Source organism: Altererythrobacter chaiwopuensis, from assembly GCF_054957755.1.
Window position 1 is genome coordinate 1,964,902 of sequence record NZ_JBTXJG010000001.1, and the last position, 20,096, is coordinate 1,984,997.

Sequence of the window (20,096 nt, forward strand, 5' to 3'; positions counted from 1 at the left end):
GCAGAGCAAATCAATAGATTCCGCCCTGTTCCTCGACAAAATTGCTAGGTTGACCGTCGCTGGTCGCCCCGCGGCCCTCCCTAGCGCGGCGGATCAATGCGAGCAATTCATCGCGCAAGGCCGTAATCCGGTCCTGGCGGGTGGCGCGCGGAGGTTCGGTATCAGGCTTGAACGCTTCCCAGATTACCGCCGAAAGCGGATCGTCAGTCGGCCATTGGTCGAACACACGCTTTCCACTGCGCCGGTCGATCCGCACCATGCGGATTCCGGCAGGGGCAACCGCAGGCCGATCGCTCCAGCGGTCCCGCGTCGCCTGGACAAATTCCTTGAAGATCGGCGCCGCCGTATTGCCCCCCTGCACCCAGCCGCCCAGGTTGCGCGGCTGGTCATATCCGACATAAACACCGGCAATGATTTCAGGCGAACCGCCCACAAACCAGGCATTGGTGGGCCCGTTGGTGGTGCCGGTTTTTCCGAACAGCGGCAAATCGAGATCACGCAGGCGCACTGCTGTTCCGCGCTGGACCACGCCCTCGAGCATGTGCACCACCTGATAGGCGGTGCGCGGGTCCATCACTTCCTGCCCTTTGACCCCGAAGCGCGGCATCGGCTGGCCATCCCATTGGGCCATGTTGCACTTGTCACAGCGGCGCTTGTCCGCACGCCAGATAACCTTGCCGTGCCGGTCCTGAACATAATCGATCACGCTGGGTTCATTGCGGCGGCCGTGATTGGCCAGCGCGGCGTAAGCGCCGACCATCTTCATCACAGTGGTGTCACCGGCGCCCAATGCGAATGCGGGATAGGGTTCATAAGAACCGATCCCCACCCGTTGAAAGGTTTCGACCACTTCGGGCATGCCGGTTTCCATCGCAACATGCACTGTCATCAGATTGCGCGACTGCTCCAGCCCCCAGCGCATGGTGTGCACCCCGCCCGATTCCCCGCCGAAGTTACGGAAACATTTTTCGCCCAGATTGGCGCCCTGGTAAACGCAGTATGTCTGGTCTGGCACTTCGGTGGCCGGGGTCATCCCGTGATCCAGCCCGCTTGCATATACGAATGGCTTGATAGTCGATCCGGGTTGACGTTCGGCCTGTGTTGCCCGGTTGAAATCGCTCAGGCGAAAATCGAACCCGCCCTGCATCGCCAGCACTCGGCCGGTTTGCGCTGACTGCGCCAGGAAGCCGCCTGATACCTCGGGGATAATGGCCACGCGAAAGCCGGACGATGAGGGGTCTACCGCAATCACATCGCCCGCCTTGAGTGAGCTCGGCGGATTGACGAGCGGCGCCTCTTTACCATCGGAAAAGCCGACCCGCGCGCTATCCCCGGAACGTGCCGTAACAACTGCGATGCGCCAGTCCTGATACCGGATCGACAGGAATGAGCTTTGCAACTGGCTCGTCCAATTGCCTTTGCTGACGTCAATGGTGGCGATCGGTCCAGTCCACCCGCGATTTCCGTGATAGCGCAGCAAGCCTGCGCGCAGGGCATTGCGCGCCGCATCCTGCAACTCGGGATCAAGCGAAGTGCGGACCCACAAGCCACCGGCATAGACGCTGTTGGGGCCGTCCTCGGCATTTTCGCCGAACTGATCGAGCAACTGGCGCCGGACTTCTTCCATGAAATAACCGGCATCTACCGATCGTTCGCGACGCAGGCTGACAACCCCCAATGGCCGAGCCTGCGCCGCGCGCATTTCCTCAGCACTGATATATCCGTTGCGCTCCATCTGGCTGAGCACGAAATTGCGGCGCTCGATCGCCAGATCGGCATAGCGAGAGCGTCCGTAACGTTCCGGCGCCTTGGGCAGGATCGCAAGAAAGGCCATTTCGTTGAGATCGAGCTGGTCAACATCCTTGTCGAAATAGGCTTGAGCTGCCGCCTGCACGCCGAAACTGCGCCGCCCGAGCGGAATCTCGTTAAGGTAAAGCTCAAGGATTTCCTGCTTGGTCAGCACGCCTTCGATACGGCGCGCGAGAATCATCTCCTTGAGCTTGCGGGTGACCGAATATTCATCCCCCAGAAGCAGGTTCTTGGCCACTTGCTGGGTAATCGTCGAACCGCCAACCGCTCGCTCGCCGGAGCCGAATTTGCGGGCGTAATCGAACACCGCATTGAGTGTGCCGGTGATGTCGACACCGCCGTGACTGAAGAAAGTCTTGTCCTCGGCTGACAGGTAAGACTCGATCAATTGTTGGGGGAAATCGGCATATTGCAACTGCACACGGCGTTCGCGGGCATAGGAATAGACGATCCCGCCATCCGCCCCGCGCACCACCGTGGGCAGCGGGGTTTCGTAATCGAGCAGGCTTTCCGCATCGGGCAAATCACGCGCGAGCAATATCCACACCGCCACCATCAGCAATGCAAAGGCGCCCACTCCCGCCACGCCCCAGCGGAAGAGACGATGCGCCTGCCAATTGGCACGGAACCAGGCCAGCGCCATCGCGCTGTCGCCCTTCAGGCGTGCCTTAACATAGGCGAGATCGATGCGGGCGGTGTCAGTCATGGCGGGATCGTTCATTCGTATTGGGCAATAGCATGGGAATTTCGGGATAGGCTAGGCGCTAATCGACGAATGAAGGTGCAATGTGTCAGGGCGAGCTGCGACGAACAAAATAAATCCGGATCGCGCGCGCCATGATTGTCGCAAACTCCTCCTGCCAGTCAGACGATGTGAGCCGCGCCGAGTCCGCTTCGTTGGTAACAAATCCTGCTTCGAACAGCACCGATGGCAAATCAGGTGTACGCAGCACGACAAGGTCCGCGGCTCGCTGGGCCTGAGGGTGGAACGCCAGCTTGCCCTCGCCTTCCCGGATCACGAGATTGGCGAATTCGGTTGAAGCAACCTGTGACCGGCGCTGCGAAAGATCGACAAGGATGGCGCTTACTTCGTCACTCTGGTCTTCGATCGAAATGCCGTTGAGGCGGTCGGCATCGTTCTCCGCGCGTGCAAAACGGGCTGCTGCTGCACTCGAAGCGCGTTTCGAAAGCGTGTAGAGGCTCGCTCCGCTGATCGCACTTTTTTCGCCTGCCGAATCGGCATGGATTGACAGGAAAAGGTCGGCATTCATCCGCCGCGCGATATCCGGTCGCTCTGCCAGGGCCAGCAAGCGATCATCTTCGCGAGTGAGGGCAACACGAATACCGCCTTGCTGCACCAGCTCGTCCCGCAGGGCCAGCGCAAGGCCAAGCGTGATATCCTTCTCAAGCACATCCGCGCCCATCGCACCCGGATCGCGCCCCCCGTGCCCCGCATCGATCACAACCAGCGGCAGCGTTGGGTCTTGCGGACCATAGATCGGCGGCAGCGCGACTGCTTCGGCGATCTCCGGCATCAAGAAGCGTAGCACGTATTCGCGGCCCCATTGCGGGACAGGCACCTGGATTCCCGCGCCCACCAGCCCGCCGATCACGGCCAGCGGAATCAGCACGATTGCAGCAATGTGGGCACGCCAGCTCATTGCGAAGCATTGTTACGGCGTTGATGCGGCAAAGCGCAATATGGTTGCGGCCTGAAACCCACGGTGCTAGCAGCGCTGGTGGCGGTGCCAGTTGGCCGAAAGCCCTTTAGTGGGGCAAGGCTTGGCCGGATAAAGCCGCTGTCTGGCGAAAATCTTTCCCGGACTTCACAACAGGTTGATGCAGTGACTAGACAGCCCACCCAGCAATTCCGGACGCCGCGCCAGGTGCGCGCGACGGAGTTTGCCGGCCGGGCCGCAGCAGAATGCTGCAATCTCGCACTCGCAGACACGCATTTGGTTTTTCCGCTCGTCACGCTTAGCGGCGCGGGCAGAACACATCCCGCTGCGCGGCCAGATATGGCCCGCAGCACATATATATCTTCACACACACATCGGCGCGCGCAGGCCCTTTTCAGGCCACCCTGCCCCCGCGCCCGGAGAATTTACAATGTCAACGCGCATGCTCATCGACGCGCGCCACCCGGAAGAAACGCGGGTGGCGGTGCTCAAAGGCAACCGGATCGAAGAATTTGATTTCGAATCTGCCGAACACAAGCAAATCAAGGGTAATATCTACCTCGCCAAGGTAACCAGGGTCGAACCGTCGCTGCAGGCAGCGTTCGTCGATTTCGGCGGCAACCGGCACGGCTTTCTCGCCTTCAGCGAAATCCACCCGGACTATTATCAGATCCCGCAGTCCGACCGCGAAGCCTTGCTTGCCGAGGAAGCAGAGGCAGCCGAAGAAGAAGCTCGCCTGCGTGCCGAAGAGGAAGATCGCGGCGAAATCCCCGGCGACGAATATGACGCCGAGGACGACGAATCAGCCGAAGCGCTGGCCGAAGACCTGGCCGAGGACGGGGTCGAGGAAATCTACACCGGTGACAAGGACAAGGTTTCCACGATCGAAGATGGCCATGTCGATGGCAATGGCGACGATGATGACGGCGAGTATTCGGACGATGGAGCGGATGAAGACGATTCAGCCGACGACGCCGAAAATGACGGCAGGAAATCCGGGCATGATCGCGGCCGCCGTGGCCGCCGCCGCCAGGGAGGCGGCAAGAGCCGCGCCAAGGAAGTCGACGAAGTGCGCGCGCGCCGCCAGGCCTTGCGCCGCCGCTACAAGATCCAGGACGTTATCCAGCGCCGCCAGGTGCTGCTGGTGCAGGTCGTCAAGGAAGAACGCGGCAACAAGGGCGCTGCGCTAACCACTTATCTCAGCCTTGCGGGGCGCTACACCGTGCTGATGCCCAATTCATCGCATGGAGGCGGGATCAGCCGCAAGATCAGCTCGGCCAATGACCGCAAGCGGCTCAAGACAGTCGTCTCCGATCTGGAGCTGCCCAAGTCGATGGGGCTGATCGTGCGTACTGCCGGGCTCAGCCGCACGAAGACCGAAATCAAGCGTGACTTTGACTACCTCGCCCGCCTGTGGGACGAGATCCGTGAAAAAACGCTATCCTCGACGGCGCCCGCGTTGATCCATTCGGATTCGGATCTCATCAAGCGCGCAATCCGCGACATCTACAACAAGGAAATCGAGGAAGTCGTTGTCGAAGGCGAGGAAGGATACAAATCCGCGCGCGCTTTCATGAAGCTGCTAATGCCCAGCCATGCGCGCCGGGTGAAGGCATATTCCGATCCGGTTCCGCTGTTCCAGCGTTATGGCGCTGAAGACCAGCTGCGCGCGATGTATGATCCGGTGGTGCAGCTCAAATCGGGCGGCTACCTGGTAATCAACCCCACCGAAGCGCTGGTTTCGATCGACATCAACTCGGGCCGCTCGACCAAGGAGCACGGGATCGAGCAGACTGCGCTTTCGACCAATCTCGAAGCGGCCAAGGAAATTGCCCGGCAATTGCGCCTGCGTGACATGGCCGGCCTGGTAGTGATCGACTTCATCGACATGGAATACAATTCCAACATCCGCAAAGTCGAAAAGGCGATGAAGGATGCGCTCAAGAACGATCGTGCGCGCATCCAGGTAGGCCGCATTTCGGGTTTCGGCCTGATGGAAATGAGCCGCCAGCGCCTGCGCACCGGTGTGCTCGAAGCGACCACCCGCGATTGCCCGCATTGCGACGGCACTGGCCTGGTGCGCACCGCATCCTCGGCCGGACTTTCGGCGCTCCGCCTGATCGAAGACGAAGCCGCCAAGGGCAAAGGCGCGCTGATCCGCCTTGGTGCAAGCACCGAAGCCGCCATCTACCTGCTGAATGCCAAGCGTGCCGATCTGGCAGAGATCGAATCCCGCTATGGCGTGACCGTGGAAGTGGTCCCCGAAGGCGAGGATGAAGGCGCCAAGATGAGTGTGTCCAGCGCCGGCCCACGCCCCACCCAAGCACCGAAGTTCGAACCGATCCACGTCGAAGATGATGACGACGACGAGTTGACGGACGAAGAGTTCGACGAGGAAGATCGCGAAAACGAAGATGACGATGGCGGTTCATCGAAGAAGAAGCGCCGCCGCCGCCGTGGCGGGCGCGGCCGCAACAAGAAGCACCATGACGAGCGCGATGAGCGTGATGAGCATGACGAGGATGATTCTGACGCGGGCGAGAATGGCGAAGATCGCGAAGATCGCGATGAAGCCCCTTCTCGCAAGGACGAGGACGATGAAAAGCCCAAGAAACGTCGGCGCCGCGGTGGGCGCGGTCGCCGCCGGAAAGAACGGGGCGATGGCGATGAAGCCGGAGTAACCGAAGAAGCGGCGGCAGAACGCGGCGAATCCAGCGAGCAGGTTTCAGGAGACGTCGCGGTTTCTGGCGAGCAGGAAGCCGAATCAGAACCCGCAGCGAAAGAGAAGCCCAAACGCAAGCGCGCTCCGCGCAAGAGCAAGGCCGGCGAAGCGGTGGCTGCGGCAGAGGCGGAAACCGAAGCCGCGCCGGAAACCGAGCCAGAGGCCAAAGTTGAAGAAAAGCCCAAGCGCAAGCGCGCTCCGCGCAAGAACAAGGCGAGCGAAGCAAAGGCAACAGAAGCTCCTGTTGACACCGCTCCGGAAGCTGAGGCCGAACCCGCAGAAAAGCCCAAGCGCAAGCGTACACCGCGAAAGGCAAAGGCTAGCGAAGATGCGGCTGAGACGGCATCCGCTGAAGCTGCGCCCGCACAGGACAATGGCGCTGACAGCGGTGATACCAAACGCGGTTGGTGGCAGCGCACATTCGGCGAATAAAAGGCAAATCTGCAAATCTGGCGCGGCGGTGCGGCTCAGGCCGTGCCGCCGTTTGCCGTCAAAGGTCAGGCGTCAGGGCTCAGATCTAGTTCGGAACCGTCGGGTCAGAGTCCGGTTCTACGCGCGACGCCCCACTCGTTCCATGCGGCAAAACGGGGCGCTTTGGGCAGATAGCCCTGCCCCAGTGGCTCGACCTCGAAGCCCGCCCCCCGCAGCGCTGCGCCAATCGGCCGCGTAAGGTGACAATTGCCCGCGATCTTTTTCCACACCGGCTCGATCCGGTCCTGCCACCGCGCGACATCTGGATCGGGCGCGCGGCCATGCTCGAGGAAAAGCAGCCGCCCGCCCGGCCGTAAAATTCGGCGCATTTCCGACATAACCTGTTGCGGATCGTCGACCGAGCACAAGGTGAATGTGCACACCACCGTGTCAAAACTGGCGTCACGGAACGGGATGTCTTCGCCCACGCCTTCGCGAATATTTCCATCCCATCCCCTGGCTCGCGCTCTTTCCCGTGCCGCATCCAGCAAGCTGGCGTGCGGATCAATCCCGCTAAAGCTGGAAATCAAGCTGGTTTGGTAGAATTCCTGGTTCAGACCGCCGCCGCAGCCAAGCTCGAACACGTCACCGCTTGCGAGGGGCACCAGCTGCGAACGCCGCTTCATCACCTGGCCCTGCCCGCAAGCAAATGTGACGAGGCGCGGCATGAGATGCGCATCATACCATTGCTTGAATGACATCGAACTGGGCCTCGTTATTCACATTGGATGCAAAGGCTATGACGCATCACCTTGGATGGCAAGAAGCCTTTCATTGGAGCGCGTGCCTGTTTGAACGAACATTCTTCCGTCAAATGCATCCTGCACCGGCACGGGCAAGGCTTACCCTAGGCAGCTATTTCCTCGCCCTTCCAGTCGAATACCTTTCCCGACTGCGCCGGGCCAAGCGTATCCAGCACGCCAAGCAGGTTGCTTGCCGCTTGTTTCGGGGCGGCAAGCTGGCCTTCCGGCAGGTTTGACTGGAACGGCTGCGACAGCGCGGTGTCCACCGTACCTGGATGCAATCCAACGACTACTGCCTGGCCATGGGTGCGGCCCAGCTCGATCGCGAAGTTCTTCAGCAGCATGTTGAGCGCGGCCTTGCTGGCGCGGTAGCTGTGCCAACCGCCAAGACGGTTGTCGCCGATTGAACCGACGCGGGCGGAAAGCACAGCAAACACGCTTCGCCGGTCACGTGGCATCAATGGCAGCACGTGCTTGGCGATCAGCGCAGGACCAATCGTGTTCAGCGCAAACGCTTGCGCCATGGCCCCGGGGTCAAGTTTTCTGTAGCTCTTCTCAGGGCCGGTTCCGGTGCCCAGGCTCAGAGCGCCGGTGGCGACGATCACCAGATCGGGCGGTTCGCCGCGCATCAGGCTGACTGCATCGGCGATGCTACCTTCCTGCTCGAGATCGAAGCTGAAAGGCGTTATCGAGGCACCTTGCGGCACCTTGCCACTGCGCGAACCGGCATAGATCCACCCTGCCCCGCGTTCCTGCAATGCCTTGCAAAGCGCGCGGCCAATCCCGCCCGACGCCCCGAACACCGCCGCAGCTTGCGGCCAGTTACCGCCTTGCTGTCCTACATTACCCATGGCGTGTAGACGCGCGGCATGGCTGCAAGGTTCCCTCCCTTCCCGCATTTGACTGCGCGCGATCCCCCGGGAATTTTCTTGTTCCAGGACTGTGTTCCATGTGTTCCATCCTGCTGAAGCCCCGAGCTATCATCTGCAGTTCGAATTCGCTCAATCGCCCTGTCAAAAGTCTCAACATGCCCCCGCTTGCCCTCAGCGGTGAAGCCGCTAGATAGGGGGCGCAAAGCAACAGGATTATCATCTCATGGCGACCTTCACCCTCCCCAAGAACTCGAAGATCACCGGCAAGGGAAAAACCCACAAGGCCGATGGCGGCAAGCGGGTGAAGAGTTTCAAGGTCTACCGTTATGATCCCGACAGCGGCGAGAACCCGCGTTATGACAGGTTCGAGCTCGATCTGGACCAGTGCGGGCCGATGGTGCTCGACGCGCTAATCAAGATCAAGAATGAGGTCGATCCCACGCTGACCTTCCGCCGGTCCTGCCGTGAGGGAATTTGCGGCTCATGCGCGATGAACCTGAACGGCAGCAACGGCCTTGCCTGCACCACCGCAATTGAAGATCTGCCGGGCGAAATCCGCATCACTCCGCTGCCGCACATGGAAGTGATCAAGGATCTGGTGCCCGATTTCACGCATTTCTATGCGCAATATGCCTCCATCCGCCCATGGCTCCAGACCGTCACTCCCACGCCAAGCGGCAAGGAGCGGCTGCAATCGCCCGAGCAGCGCGAAAAGCTCGATGGTCTTTACGAGTGCATCCTGTGTGCCTGCTGCTCAACCGCCTGCCCCAGCTACTGGTGGAATTCGGACAAGTTCCTGGGCCCGGCCATCCTGCTGCAAGCCTATCGCTGGCTGGCAGACAGCCGCGACGAGATGACCGGCGAACGGCTCGACCAGCTTGAGGATCCGTTCCGGCTTTATCGCTGCCACACCATCATGAATTGCGCCAACGTTTGCCCCAAAGGCCTCAGCCCGGCCAAGGCAATCGCAGAAACCAAGAAGATGATGGCTGAGCGCGCGATCTGATCCGGTGGCTTTGAAGGACGACGTATTCGATCACCGGCCCGATCCGGATAATCCGGGCTGGTATAACTGGAACCTCAAGGACGAAACGCTGTTCAACGGGGCGGTGATGGGCAAGCTCATCACCCGTCAGGAAGGCGACAAGTGCCGCCTGCGCATGTTTCCAGAGCGCAAGCATGAAAACCTTCAGGGGATCATTCATGGGGCGATCACGCTGTCCCTGATCGACATCTCGCTGTTCACCACCATGCATGTGTTGGGCAGCGGCAATGCCGGCCCGTCCGTGACGCTGGAACTCTCGACCCAGTTCATCGGCGGCGGTGATCCGTCACGCCCGCTCGACGCGGTGACCGAGATCATGCGCGAAACCGGTAAGCTGGTGTTCGTGCGCGGCGAAGTTGTGCAGGAAGATGACCGTATCGCCGCCTTCAGCGGAATCATTCGCAAGTTCGTGCCGCGGGATTGAATTCAATGAGCGGCGTTCTTGCCCGCTATGAAGCGCTGATTGCGGCCGGTGAATTGCAGCCTGACCCCGATCAGCGGGCCGCTGCCAAGCGGCTGGCGCGGTTGCAGGCCGAGCTGGAATCCGTTCCGAAGCGAGGTTCGGTGCTGTGGCGGGCGCTCAACCGCAAGCCTGAGGCACCGCAGGGCGTCTATATGTGGGGCGGTGTGGGCCGCGGTAAATCCATGCTGATGGACCTTTTCATCGAAACGCTGGACATAAACCGCAAGCGCCGCGTGCATTTCCACGCCTTCATGCAGGAAGTCCACGCGCTGCTGCGCGATGCCCGCAAAGGCAAGAGCGGCGATCCGATCCCCCTTGTGGCCAGGGCGCTGGCAGAAGACATTCGCTGCCTCGCCTTTGACGAGATGGTGGTGAACAATTCCGCCGATGCCATGATCATGAGCCGGCTCTTCCGCGCGCTGATCGTGGATGAGGCGGTTGCCATCGTCACCACCAGCAATCGCCCGCCGCGCGATCTCTACAAGGACGGGCTCAACCGCGAGCACTTTCTGCCTTTCATCGACCTGATCCATGACCGGCTCGACGTTTTGCCGCTTAACGGCCCGGTCGATTACCGGCTTGACCGGTTGGCGGGGATCGCCAGCTGGCACACGCCGCTTGGCGATGAGGCGACGGCGCAGGTACGCGAGGTGTTCTTCCGCCTGACAGACTACAAACCCGAAGACGCCGAACATGTGCCCAGCGGATCGCTCGACCTTGGCGGCGGGCGGGTGCTGCATGTCCCCAAGAGCCTAAAAGGCGTTGGTGTGTTCAGCTTCAAGCGGCTGTGCGGCGAGGCGCGCGGCGCCCCCGATTACCTGGCGATTGCGCGCGCCTATCACACTGTGATCATTGTCGGAATCCCGCAGATGGGGCCGGAAATGCGCAACGAGGCGGCGCGTTTCGTAACGTTGATCGATGCTTTATACGAACATCGCGTGAAACTGTTTGCAACCGCCGCTGCCGCCCCGGACGAGCTATATGATTCGGGCGATGGCGCATTCGAATTCGAACGCACGGTCAGCCGACTCAAGGAAATGCAAAGCGCCGATTACATGGCGCAAGGTCACGGCAGCAAGGAATAGGGATCAAGCGGCCGCGATCCGCTCCGCGAGGCGGGCCTGTGCAGCGACGAGCCGGTTCATGACCTTCAGGTCCTGCTCGCGCAGCTCAAGCGCAGTATCGGCCCAGATTTCGGTAATCCGGTTGAGCTCTTGCAGATCGAGTTTCCACGCATGCTTCATCGCCCGGCGCGATCCGACCAGCCCGGCATGGCGCCGTTCGGATTTCTTGATGAACTGCTTGCAGGCGCCGATCCCGTCACCCGGTTCCGCCAATTCGTGCACCAGGCCCAATTCATACATCTGTTCGGCCGTGAAAGTTTCGTTCGAGAGGATGATCCGTTCGGCCATGGCGCTTCCCAGCTTGCGGCTAAGCAATGCATGGGCCCCCATACCGGGAAACAGGCCGAACATGATTTCAGGAAGGCCAAACGTTGCCGTCTTCTCTGCAACGATGAAGTCAAAAGACAGCAAAGCTTCGAAACCGCCTCCCAAGGCAGCTCCTTGCACCAGCCCAATAGTCAACATCTCCAAGTCAAGACAACGGATATTGCGATCAAGGATAGCGCAGCAGCGGTGCCCGTATGCCACCAGCCCTTCGCGATCACGGTTGCGAATGAGCTGCTCGAACAATGCGAGATCGCCGCCAAAGCAGAACACGTCGGGTGCGCGGCTGCCAAGGATCAGATAACGCAAGGGAACCTTTCCTTCGCCAAATCCGTCTGCGATAAGTTCCTGCCAACGCTCGAAATCATGCAGCATCGGCGGGGTGAAACTGGGCCGCCCATCAGGTTTCATGAAGGTCCACAGCGCAGCAGACCGATCGTCATACAGGATATCAAGCTGTTCGAGTGCGAGCAGATCGACCGGAATCGACTGGTGGATTGCGCTTTCGGCAAACAGTTCCTCGTCATCGGACAAGGATATGACTCGCGAAACACCACTATCCATAATTACGCGCCCTCTTGTCCCCCCGAACAGCATATTTACTGCAAAACAATTACATTGTTTCCAGTAAAACCCCGAACCCAAATGGAATCTAGGCGACACCGGACTCGCTTGGCAAACGGAAAATTTCAACGATGGGGCGAACGGACTCGCAAATCTGATCAGGCGAGACCTGCCAGCACCATGCGCGCCGTTGGCCGCGCAAGTCTAAGCCGCAGTTTCGCTGGGCTCGCGGCATGACTGCGGCCTAAAGGCCACACATGGATTTCAATATGGTTTTCAAACCGTAAACTGCGGGCAAGCGGCTCAGTCTTGATGGGCGCCCGTGCGTATCCCCGGGCGAGGCTCTTCTTCGAGCCATTCGATCAACATATCGAGCACACGGCGCACGGAATATTCCTGCTCATCAAGTCGCTTTTCAAGCGCAACTATCTTCGCATCGCGCGCGGTCAACTGACGCTCGATCTCGGCCATCGCCTGATTGATGAACGATGCCGGTTCGGCGCTCGCCGGGTCAAGATAGACGTGTTCACTCATGCCTGATGCTCCCTATGGGTGGAATGCTAGGCAGATTTGGTGAACAATCGGTTTAGGCTATCAGACCAGCAATTCCGCGGCTGGCCCATGGCCAAGGAAACTGGCGGGAGAGGCGCTGGCGCCATAGGCTCCGGCACAGAATACCGCGACCAGATCACCCACGTCCGCAAATGGCAAGTGCGCCTGGTCGGCCAACCGGTCAAGCGGGGTGCACAGGCATCCGACCACATTGACCTCTTCATCAGGCCTTGCTTCGTAGCGGGATGCAATGGCGAGCGGATAGTTGCGCCGCACCACCGTGCCGAAATTGCCTGATGCCGCAAGCTGGTGATGCAGCCCGCCATCGGTGACGAGATAGGTCACACCATGGCTTTGCTTACGATCGACTATCCGCGTGAGATAGACCCCTGCCTCGCCAACAAGGTAACGACCCAGTTCGATGCACAAATCGGTGCCATCCAGATTGTCAGGCAGCGAAGAAAATTTTTCCTTCAGTGCAGATCCGATCGCAGCGATATCGAGCGGCTCGTCACCATGGAAATAGGGAATTCCGAACCCCCCGCCCATGTTGAGCTTGGGCAATGGCCTGCCAATCCCGGTCGCAAGCCGATCGGCGAGCGCCAAGACATTGGCCTGCGCTTCAATGATGGCATCTGCGCTCAAAGCCTGGCTGCCGGTGAAAATATGGAGGCCGCGCCATTGCGCACCAGCCCCGATCACTTCGCGCGCGAGTGCCGGTACGCGCTCGGCGTCCACGCCAAAGGGCTTGGCACCGCCGCCCATTTTCATGCCGGAACCCTTAAGCTCGAAATCGGGATTGACCCGGATCGCGATAAGCGGCGCCACACCCAGTCGCTCGCCGATTGCGAGCGCGCGGCGCGCCTCGCCCTCGCTTTCGCAATTGAGCGTTACCCCGGCGCCGATCGCCGCTTCGATCTCCTCGTCGCGCTTACCCGGCCCGGCAAAGCTGACGCGCGCGGGATCAATCCCCGCAGCTTGAACCAGTGCCAGCTCACCTGCAGATGCAATATCGAAACCATCCACCAAACCGGCCATATGCGCGATGACCGGTGGAAACGGATTTGCCTTCACCGCATAATTGATCCCGAGCCGCGCCGGCATTGCCGCACGCAGGTCCGCAACCCGGCGGTCGATATGTGACCGGGAATAGACGAAGCACGGCGTGCCGCCCGCCTCCGCCACCAGCTCGCTTGCCGTTTTGCCGCCAATCGCCAGCTCACCGCGAAGCGCTTCGTATCCCGCAGGGATCGGACCAAGCGGCTTCACGCGCCAAGCTCCTTGGTCAGTGCCGTGCGATCGATCTTGCCGTTGGGGTTGAGCGGCATCGCGTCGCGCCAATGTATAAATTGCGGTTGCATGAAATTGGGCAGCTCCCTTGCCAGCAGCTTGGGCAGGCGCGCCTGCGGATCCTCCGCACCAAGTTCTGCCCGCACCACCAGATGCACCGCCTGCCCTAGCCGCTGATCGGCAATTCCCAAAGCGACAGCTTCCGCGACAAGTCCGGTGGCGAGCGCGGCTTCCTCGATCTCCTGCGGGCTGATGCGATTGCCCTGGCTCTTGATCATCGCATCTCGCCGCCCGGCGAAATACAGCAAACCGTCTTCGTCTCGCCGGACCCTGTCGCCCGACCAGACCGCGATTCCGCCATATTTCGACGTGGCTGGCGCAGGTTTGAACCGCTCCGCCGTTCGTTCGGGATCCTGCCAATAGCCTTGCGCCACCAGCGGGCCGCAATGGACCAGTTCGCCTTCCTCTCCCGGCGCGGCGAGCTCGCCCGCATCGTTCATGATCAGGATTTCGGCAAAGGGGATCGCCCGGCCCATCGAAGTGGGGTGGCTCTCGACCAGCGACGGATCAAGATAGGTCGAACGGAATGCTTCCGTCAGCCCGTACATCGGGAAAAGTCGCGCATCGGGGAAGATACGGCGCAGACTGCGGACAAGATCGGTTGTCAGCGCGCCGCCGCTATTGGTCAGCCGCCGCATCGGTGCCACCGCCTCATCGCTCCATTCGAGCTCGGTCAGCTGAACCCAGAGCGGCGGAACCGCTGCCAGAGTGGTGATGTTATGCCTGGCGCAAGCCTTTATAACGTCGCGCGCAAACAGGTAGTCGAGCGGCACCACCGATCCGCCTGCATACCAGGTGCTGAGCAACTGGTTCTGGCCATAATCGAACGACAGCGGCAGTAGCGCCAAGGTCACATCATCTGCCGCCATGCCGAGATAATGGGCTACGCTGACCGCGCCGAGCCACATGTTGGCGTGGCTCAGCATCACCCCTTTGGGCCTGCCGGTCGAACCACTAGTATAAAGGATCGCCGCCAGCGTATCTGGACCAGCTGCAGAAGGCGGCAAGTGCCCGCCCAGTTCAGCGGCGGCATAGAGTGCGGCCTGCTCATCCATCAGGCGGCATTGGGCAGGGACATCGCCCTCACCCAGCGATTTGAGCCGCGCGGGCGTGCCGATCAGCAGTTTTGCGCCGCTGTCGGCCAATATGTGCGCCACCTGCATATGTTTGAGCAGCGGATTGACCGGCACATGCACCAGCCCCGCCCGCGCTGCCGCCAGGGGCATCAGGCAGGTCAGTTCGCCTTTGGCGGCCCAGCTTGCCACCCGTGCGCCCTTCTCCGGCACTTCATGCGCCAGCCATGCGGCAAGCCGCCCCACCTGCACACGCAAATCGGCATGGCTCAGGGTCTCGTCGCGCAGCACAAGTGCGCGATCGCTATCGGCCCCGCATTCCGCGATGTGGTCGATCGGCTTCGGGGCAAGGTCCAGCACAGCGGTCATTGTGGCGCACCAAACCCAAGGATCGGTGCGCGGTCAATCACGGATTCGCCACATTTTCGCTATCTTGCACCAGCTTGCCCCCACCGCTAATGGGAGCGCCCGTTTTACGCGATTGCGAGGGACCGCCAAAGGATGGCCGCCAACAGCATGTCAGACGAACAGGAACAGCAATCCGGCCTTGGCCGGAGCCGTGTCGAAATTGACCGCATGCTCAAGGCCATATTGGTCGATGTGCTGGGGCTCGCCCCCGATGTCGTTGCGGCTTTCGAGGGGGATTCGGGCCTGTTCGGCCACTTGCCGGAACTCGATTCCATGGCTGTCGCGGGGCTCTTCACGGAGATCGAGGACCGCTTTGAAATCCTCATCGATGACGATGATGTCGATGCCGAAATGCTCGAAACCTACGGCGGGCTGCTCGCTTTTGCTGAAATGAAGGTCATCCAGGGCTAAGCCCTCCTGCGCTAGCGGGTAAAATAGCTCGCGAGCTCGACATGCGTTGACCACCTGAACTGGCCAACCGGGCGCAATTTCTCCAGCCTGAATCCTGCTTCGATGAGCCGCGCGATGTCACGCGACCAGCTGACCGGATTGCAACTGATATAGACGACGCGGTTGATGCTGCTGTCGGCAATCTGCCCGACCTGCTCCTTCGCACCAGCGCGCGGCGGGTCCAGCAGCACTGCCTCAAAGCGGTTCAGTTCTTCGGGCTGGAGCGGATTGCGAAACAGGTCGCGGTGCATTGCAGCAATTGGCAGGCCAGCGGCTCCCGCCGCTGCTTTGCAAGCCAGATGGGCATCGCGTGCAGCCTCCGCTGCCAGCACCTTCGCAGGCCCGGCAAGCGCAAAAGCGAATGTACCCAGCCCAGCGAACAGGTCAGCCACACTGGTCGCATCCCCGATCCAGTCTTTTGCATCGGCGGCCAGCCTGTCCTCGCCGTCCTGCGTGGCTTGCAGGAAACTGCCCGGCGGGAACCCGACCGGGCGGCCCGAAAGCGTAATAGTGACCGGCTGCGGCTCCCACATGATTTCAGCGCCATAACCCTGGTCGAGCGACAACCGTGCCAGACCACATGCCTGCGCCAGCTCCAGCGCGGCCTCTGTCGCGGCGAGCCCCTCGAGCGTCAGGTGCTTAAAACTGCAATCAACGCCCTGATCAGCCAGTGTAAGCTCTATATCGATCGGGCGCTTGTCCGCGTGGGACGCAATGAAGCTGCGCAGCGCAGGCAAGACCTGCGCCAGCTCTGGCCGCAGAACGAGGCACTCATGAAGATCGACGATCCGGTGCGAGCTCGCTTCGCGAAACCCGATCACCGCGCCATTTGCAGCGCGCAAGGCGTGCAGCGTCGCACGGCGGCGGCTGAGCGGCGGCGAGAGATGCGTCGGCAGAAGCTCCCCGATCTCGATGCCCTGTTTCCTGGCGGCGAAGGTCACACGCTCGGTAACGAATTGCGATAGTGCCTGCTCGTCGGCGTGTTGCAACTGGCATCCGCCGCAGTTGGCGTAGTGCCGGCATGGCGGCTCCACATGATGCGGGCCATGCTCCAGCGAGCCATTGGCGCGCAACATGTCGCCCGGAACGCCGCCCGGCGCGTGCCTTCCATCAGCGGTTACGCCGTCGCCCTGCGAGGCGATACGAATAATCTGGTCAGGCTCAGTCACAGGCTGCGGCGATAGCGCCGGAAACGGCCAGCGCAAGATCATCCGCTGTGAAAGCTGCACCGCACTGCCGCGCCGCCTCACCATGCAACCAAACTGCCTGGCACGCGGCCTCGAACGGATCAGCGCCGGTCGCCATGCGGCTGATCGCGATCCCGGCCAGTACGTCGCCCGATCCCGCGACTGACAGCCAGCTTGGTGCAGGCGGCGCCACGGCAAGCCGCCCATCGGGCGAGGCAATCAGCGTATCAGGCCCCTTGGCCAGGATCACCATGCCGCTCGCCCTCGCAAGGGCCAGCGCGCGCGCCTGACGGCCCGATGCAACCACCGCAAAGCTGTGGCAGAGAGCTTCAAGCTCGCCGTCATGCGGCGTTGCCAGCAACGGCACTGCTTCAGGCAGCATCTGCGGTTTTAACAGCATCAGCGCATCCGCATCCAGCAGCGCGGGTTTGCCGCAAGCAAGTGCCCCTTGCAGGCGTTCTTCCGCCTCGCGGTCCCTCCCCAGCCCCGGACCAATCAGCAATGCCGTGATCCGCCTGTCCCCTGTGGCTTCATCAAGCGGGGATTGATCAATCACCAGGCCCGGCGGCGCAGCGATGGGAACATGGTGCGCCAGCAATTTCACGTAGCCAGCCCCTGCACGCATCGCAGCCTGGCTGGCGAGAAGCGCCGCGCCGGGCATCGTCCCAGCCACGATGGCACATAGCCCGCGGGTGTATTTGTGCGCATCTTGCGCGGGCCTTGAGATGCGCGGTTTGCAGATCAATTGCGCAGCACCCCTGACCGCACCGACCCCGATCGGGACGAGCTTCAGATCGCCCATCATCGCACGGGCGGGCAAGCGGTGATGAGCGAACTTCCACGCGCCAAGCGCAATCGTCAGCCGGTATTCGGGCAATTTATCGTTGAGCAGCGCACCGCTGTCACTCTCGACGCCCGAAGGCAGGTCAATTGCAATGCGCACCGGGTGGCGTTCGGCCAGATCGCGCAGCAGCAATGCATGTTCGGCACTTAGCGGGCGGGTAAGCCCGGAACCGAACAGGCAATCGACCAGCACATACCCCTTCGCCTGCTTGCCGGAACTAAGCAAAACACCCCTGTAGGAGCGGCGGGCATTTCTTGCCGTGTCTGTCTTTGGTGCGATCGGGGCCACCACTTGCACCGGCAAGCCCCGCGCGCGCAGGCTCTCGGCTATCACATAGCCATCGCCGCCATTATTGCCGGGCCCGCAGAGCACGGTCACCGGTCTGCCTGCTACCAGGCGCCAGACCCACTCGGCCGAACCCTGGCCGGCTACCGCCATCAAGGCATCGGCGCTGGTCCAGCCATCGATCAGCGCCTTTTCGGCGGCCTGCATCTGGGCAACTGTGAGAACCTGATTCAAGGTTCCCCCTGGTTCCGATCAAGCTGCGAAATATCCCGTATGGCCCCGCGTGCTGCGCTGGTCGCCATGGCAGCGTAAGCCTTGAGTGCGGTGGAAACCTTGCGCGGGCGTTCGTGCGCGGGCTGCCAGCCCTTCACCTCTTGCGCGGCACGACGCTGCTCGAGCACTTCCTCGTCAACCTCAAGCGAGATCGAACGGTTCGGAATATCAATTGCGATGATGTCGCCTTCTTCGACCAGCCCGATTTCGCCGCCTTCAGCCGCCTCGGGGCTTACATGGCCGATCGAAAGGCCCGAAGTTCCGCCCGAAAAACGTCCGTCGGTCAAGAGAGCGCAGGCCGCACCCAGCCCCTTGGATTTGAGGTAGCTGGTGGGATAGAGCATCTCCTGCATGCCCGGCCCGCCGCGCGGCCCTTCATAACGGATCACCACCACATCGCCTTCTTGCACCTTGTCTCCCAGGATGGCTTCGACTGCGGCATCCTGGCTCTCATAAACCTTGGCAGGGCCGGAGAAGGTGAGGATGCTTTCGTCAACCCCTGCAGTTTTTACGATGCAGCCATCGCGCGCGATATTGCCATAAAGCACCGCCAGCCCGCCATCCTGGCTGAAAGCGTGTTCAGCGCTGCGGATCACGCCATTCTCGCGGTCGAGATCAAGCGCGTCCCAGCGGCGCGACTGGCTGAAAGCGGTCTGGGTCGGCACACCGCCCGGCGCTGCTGAATAGAATTCGTGCACCTTGTTGTTCTGCGTGCGGCTGATGTCCCAATCGTCCAGCGCATCGCCCAGTGTCGGGCTGTGGACGGTGGGCAGCGCGGTGTGCAGCAGGCCGGCCCGATCAAGTTGACCCAGGATCGCCATGATCCCGCCCGCGCGGTGGACATCTTCCATGTGGACGTCGCTCTTCGCCGGGGCAACCTTGCTGAGGCATGGCACGCGGCGGCTGAGCCGGTCGATATCCTTCATGGTGAAATCGACCTCTGCCTCGTAAGCGGCAGCGAGAAGATGCAAAACCGTGTTGGTCGAGCCGCCCATCGCGATATCGAGCGACATGGCATTCTCAAAAGCTTCGAAACTGGCGATGCTGCGCGGCAGCACGCTGGCATCGTCTTCTTCGTAATGGCGACGCGCGAGTGTGACTATCAACCTCCCGGCGCGGCGGAAAAGTCCTTCACGGTCAGCATGGGTCGCAAGTACGGAGCCGTTGCCAGGCAGTGACAACCCAAGGGCTTCGGTGAGGCAGTTCATCGAATTGGCGGTGAACATTCCGCTGCATGATCCGCAAGTCGGGCAAGCGCTACGCTCAATCTCAGCCACTTCTTCGTCCGTGTAGCGCTCATCTGCGGCGGCGACCATGGCATCGACCAGGTCGAGCGCCTGGGTCTTGCCGTTCAGCACCACCTTGCCCGCCTCCATCGGCCCGCCACTAACGAAGACCACCGGAACATTGATCCGCAGCGCCGCCATCAGCATGCCGGGAGTGATCTTGTCGCAATTGGAAATGCACACCATCGCGTCCGCGCAGTGCGCGTTGACCATGTATTCGACGCTGTCGGCGATCAGATCACGGCTGGGCAGCGAATAAAGCATGCCGTCATGCCCCATCGCGATCCCGTCATCGACCGCGATGGTGTTGAATTCCTTGGCGACGCCGCCTGCTGCTTCGATCTCGCGTGCCACAAGCTGGCCCAGGTCCTTGAGATGCACGTGCCCCGGCACGAACTGGGTGAAGCTGTTGACCACTGCGATGATCGGCTTACCGAAATCGTCATCCTTCATGCCGGTGGCGCGCCACAGCCCGCGCGCGCCGGCCATGTTGCGGCCATGGGTTGTGGTGCGGGAACGATAGGTAGGCATGGTGGGCTCCGGAAGAAAATTGCGCGAATGCCGCGCTTGCA

At 61.4% G+C, this 20,096-nt stretch carries 16 protein-coding genes; 5 read left to right on the plus strand and 11 right to left on the minus strand.

What is annotated here, in order from left to right:
* Positions 1 to 10: 10 nt before the first annotated feature.
* A complete protein-coding gene (locus tag ACX2DJ_RS09720; RefSeq protein WP_462572311.1) occupies positions 11 to 2,530 on the minus strand; it encodes a penicillin-binding protein 1A in 2,520 nt (839 codons plus the stop codon).
* A gap of 70 nt (positions 2,531 to 2,600) precedes the next feature.
* Positions 2,601 to 3,470 carry an N-acetylmuramoyl-L-alanine amidase family protein gene (locus ACX2DJ_RS09725; protein ID WP_462572313.1) on the minus strand — a complete coding sequence of 290 codons (870 nt, stop codon included), beginning with the start codon at positions 3,468 to 3,470 and terminating at the stop codon, positions 2,601 to 2,603.
* Positions 3,471 to 3,918: 448 nt separating this feature from the next.
* Between ACX2DJ_RS09725 and ACX2DJ_RS09730 the strand changes: the two genes are divergently transcribed.
* Positions 3,919 to 6,642: an Rne/Rng family ribonuclease gene (locus tag ACX2DJ_RS09730; protein WP_462572314.1), complete on the plus strand. Its 2,724-nt coding sequence runs from the start codon at positions 3,919 to 3,921 to the stop codon at positions 6,640 to 6,642.
* 104 nt (positions 6,643 to 6,746) lie between these two features.
* On the opposite strand, the gene ACX2DJ_RS09735 is transcribed toward ACX2DJ_RS09730, so the two are convergent.
* Together ACX2DJ_RS09735 and ACX2DJ_RS09740 are read right to left on the minus strand one after the other, a co-directional pair.
* Positions 6,747 to 7,382, minus strand: coding sequence for a class I SAM-dependent methyltransferase (locus tag ACX2DJ_RS09735; RefSeq protein ID WP_462572315.1), 636 nt, complete (start codon positions 7,380 to 7,382; stop codon positions 6,747 to 6,749).
* A 146-nt stretch (positions 7,383 to 7,528) separates the two neighbouring features.
* Positions 7,529 to 8,275: an SDR family NAD(P)-dependent oxidoreductase gene (locus ACX2DJ_RS09740; protein WP_462572316.1), complete on the minus strand. Its 747-nt coding sequence runs from the start codon at positions 8,273 to 8,275 to the stop codon at positions 7,529 to 7,531.
* A gap of 244 nt (positions 8,276 to 8,519) precedes the next feature.
* On the opposite strand from ACX2DJ_RS09740, the gene ACX2DJ_RS09745 reads away from it, so the two are divergent.
* The 3 genes from ACX2DJ_RS09745 to zapE are packed head-to-tail and all read left to right on the plus strand — an operon-like array spanning position 8,520 to position 10,889.
* The gene (locus ACX2DJ_RS09745; protein ID WP_462572318.1) at positions 8,520 to 9,302 is read left to right on the plus strand and encodes a succinate dehydrogenase iron-sulfur subunit; all 783 of its coding nucleotides are present in this window, start codon (positions 8,520 to 8,522) and stop codon (positions 9,300 to 9,302) included.
* Positions 9,303 to 9,306: 4 nt separating this feature from the next.
* On the plus strand, positions 9,307 to 9,765 hold the full coding sequence (locus ACX2DJ_RS09750) for a PaaI family thioesterase (protein ID WP_462572319.1): 459 nt from the start codon (positions 9,307 to 9,309) through the stop codon (positions 9,763 to 9,765).
* A gap of 5 nt (positions 9,766 to 9,770) precedes the next feature.
* Complete coding sequence (gene zapE / locus ACX2DJ_RS09755; protein WP_462572320.1) at positions 9,771 to 10,889, plus strand: cell division protein ZapE; 1,119 nt, start codon at positions 9,771 to 9,773, stop codon at positions 10,887 to 10,889.
* A 3-nt stretch (positions 10,890 to 10,892) separates the two neighbouring features.
* On the opposite strand, the gene ACX2DJ_RS09760 is transcribed toward zapE, so the two are convergent.
* The 4 genes from ACX2DJ_RS09760 to ACX2DJ_RS09775 all read right to left on the minus strand — a co-directional run bounded on the left by ACX2DJ_RS09760 (position 10,893) and on the right by ACX2DJ_RS09775 (position 15,160).
* Positions 10,893 to 11,816 (minus strand): crotonase/enoyl-CoA hydratase family protein, encoded by a 924-nt coding sequence (locus ACX2DJ_RS09760; RefSeq protein WP_462572321.1) that lies wholly within the window; start codon positions 11,814 to 11,816, stop codon positions 10,893 to 10,895.
* Positions 11,817 to 12,119: 303 nt separating this feature from the next.
* Positions 12,120 to 12,350, minus strand: coding sequence for a hypothetical protein (locus ACX2DJ_RS09765; RefSeq protein ID WP_462572322.1), 231 nt, complete (start codon positions 12,348 to 12,350; stop codon positions 12,120 to 12,122).
* 60 nt (positions 12,351 to 12,410) lie between these two features.
* On the minus strand, positions 12,411 to 13,637 hold the full coding sequence (locus ACX2DJ_RS09770) for a pyridoxal-dependent decarboxylase, exosortase A system-associated (protein WP_462572323.1): 1,227 nt from the start codon (positions 13,635 to 13,637) through the stop codon (positions 12,411 to 12,413).
* Positions 13,634 to 15,160 (minus strand): acyl-CoA ligase (AMP-forming), exosortase A system-associated, encoded by a 1,527-nt coding sequence (locus tag ACX2DJ_RS09775; protein ID WP_462572324.1) that lies wholly within the window; start codon positions 15,158 to 15,160, stop codon positions 13,634 to 13,636. The genes ACX2DJ_RS09770 and ACX2DJ_RS09775 overlap by 4 nt, the downstream gene beginning before the upstream one ends.
* A gap of 147 nt (positions 15,161 to 15,307) precedes the next feature.
* On the opposite strand from ACX2DJ_RS09775, the gene ACX2DJ_RS09780 reads away from it, so the two are divergent.
* Positions 15,308 to 15,610: an acyl carrier protein gene (locus tag ACX2DJ_RS09780; RefSeq protein WP_462572326.1), complete on the plus strand. Its 303-nt coding sequence runs from the start codon at positions 15,308 to 15,310 to the stop codon at positions 15,608 to 15,610.
* Positions 15,611 to 15,621: 11 nt separating this feature from the next.
* Here the strand turns inward: ACX2DJ_RS09780 and ACX2DJ_RS09785 are convergent, their stop codons facing one another.
* The 3 genes from ACX2DJ_RS09785 to ilvD are packed head-to-tail and all read right to left on the minus strand — an operon-like array spanning position 15,622 to position 20,055.
* A complete protein-coding gene (locus tag ACX2DJ_RS09785; RefSeq protein ID WP_462572327.1) occupies positions 15,622 to 16,818 on the minus strand; it encodes a class I SAM-dependent RNA methyltransferase in 1,197 nt (398 codons plus the stop codon).
* Complete coding sequence (locus ACX2DJ_RS09790; RefSeq protein WP_462572328.1) at positions 16,811 to 18,199, minus strand: NAD(P)H-hydrate dehydratase; 1,389 nt, start codon at positions 18,197 to 18,199, stop codon at positions 16,811 to 16,813. Before ACX2DJ_RS09790 ends, ACX2DJ_RS09785 begins: the two co-directional genes overlap by 8 nt.
* A complete protein-coding gene (gene ilvD / locus ACX2DJ_RS09795; RefSeq protein WP_462572329.1) occupies positions 18,196 to 20,055 on the minus strand; it encodes a dihydroxy-acid dehydratase in 1,860 nt (619 codons plus the stop codon). The genes ACX2DJ_RS09790 and ilvD overlap by 4 nt, the downstream gene beginning before the upstream one ends.
* Positions 20,056 to 20,096: the final 41 nt, after the last annotated feature.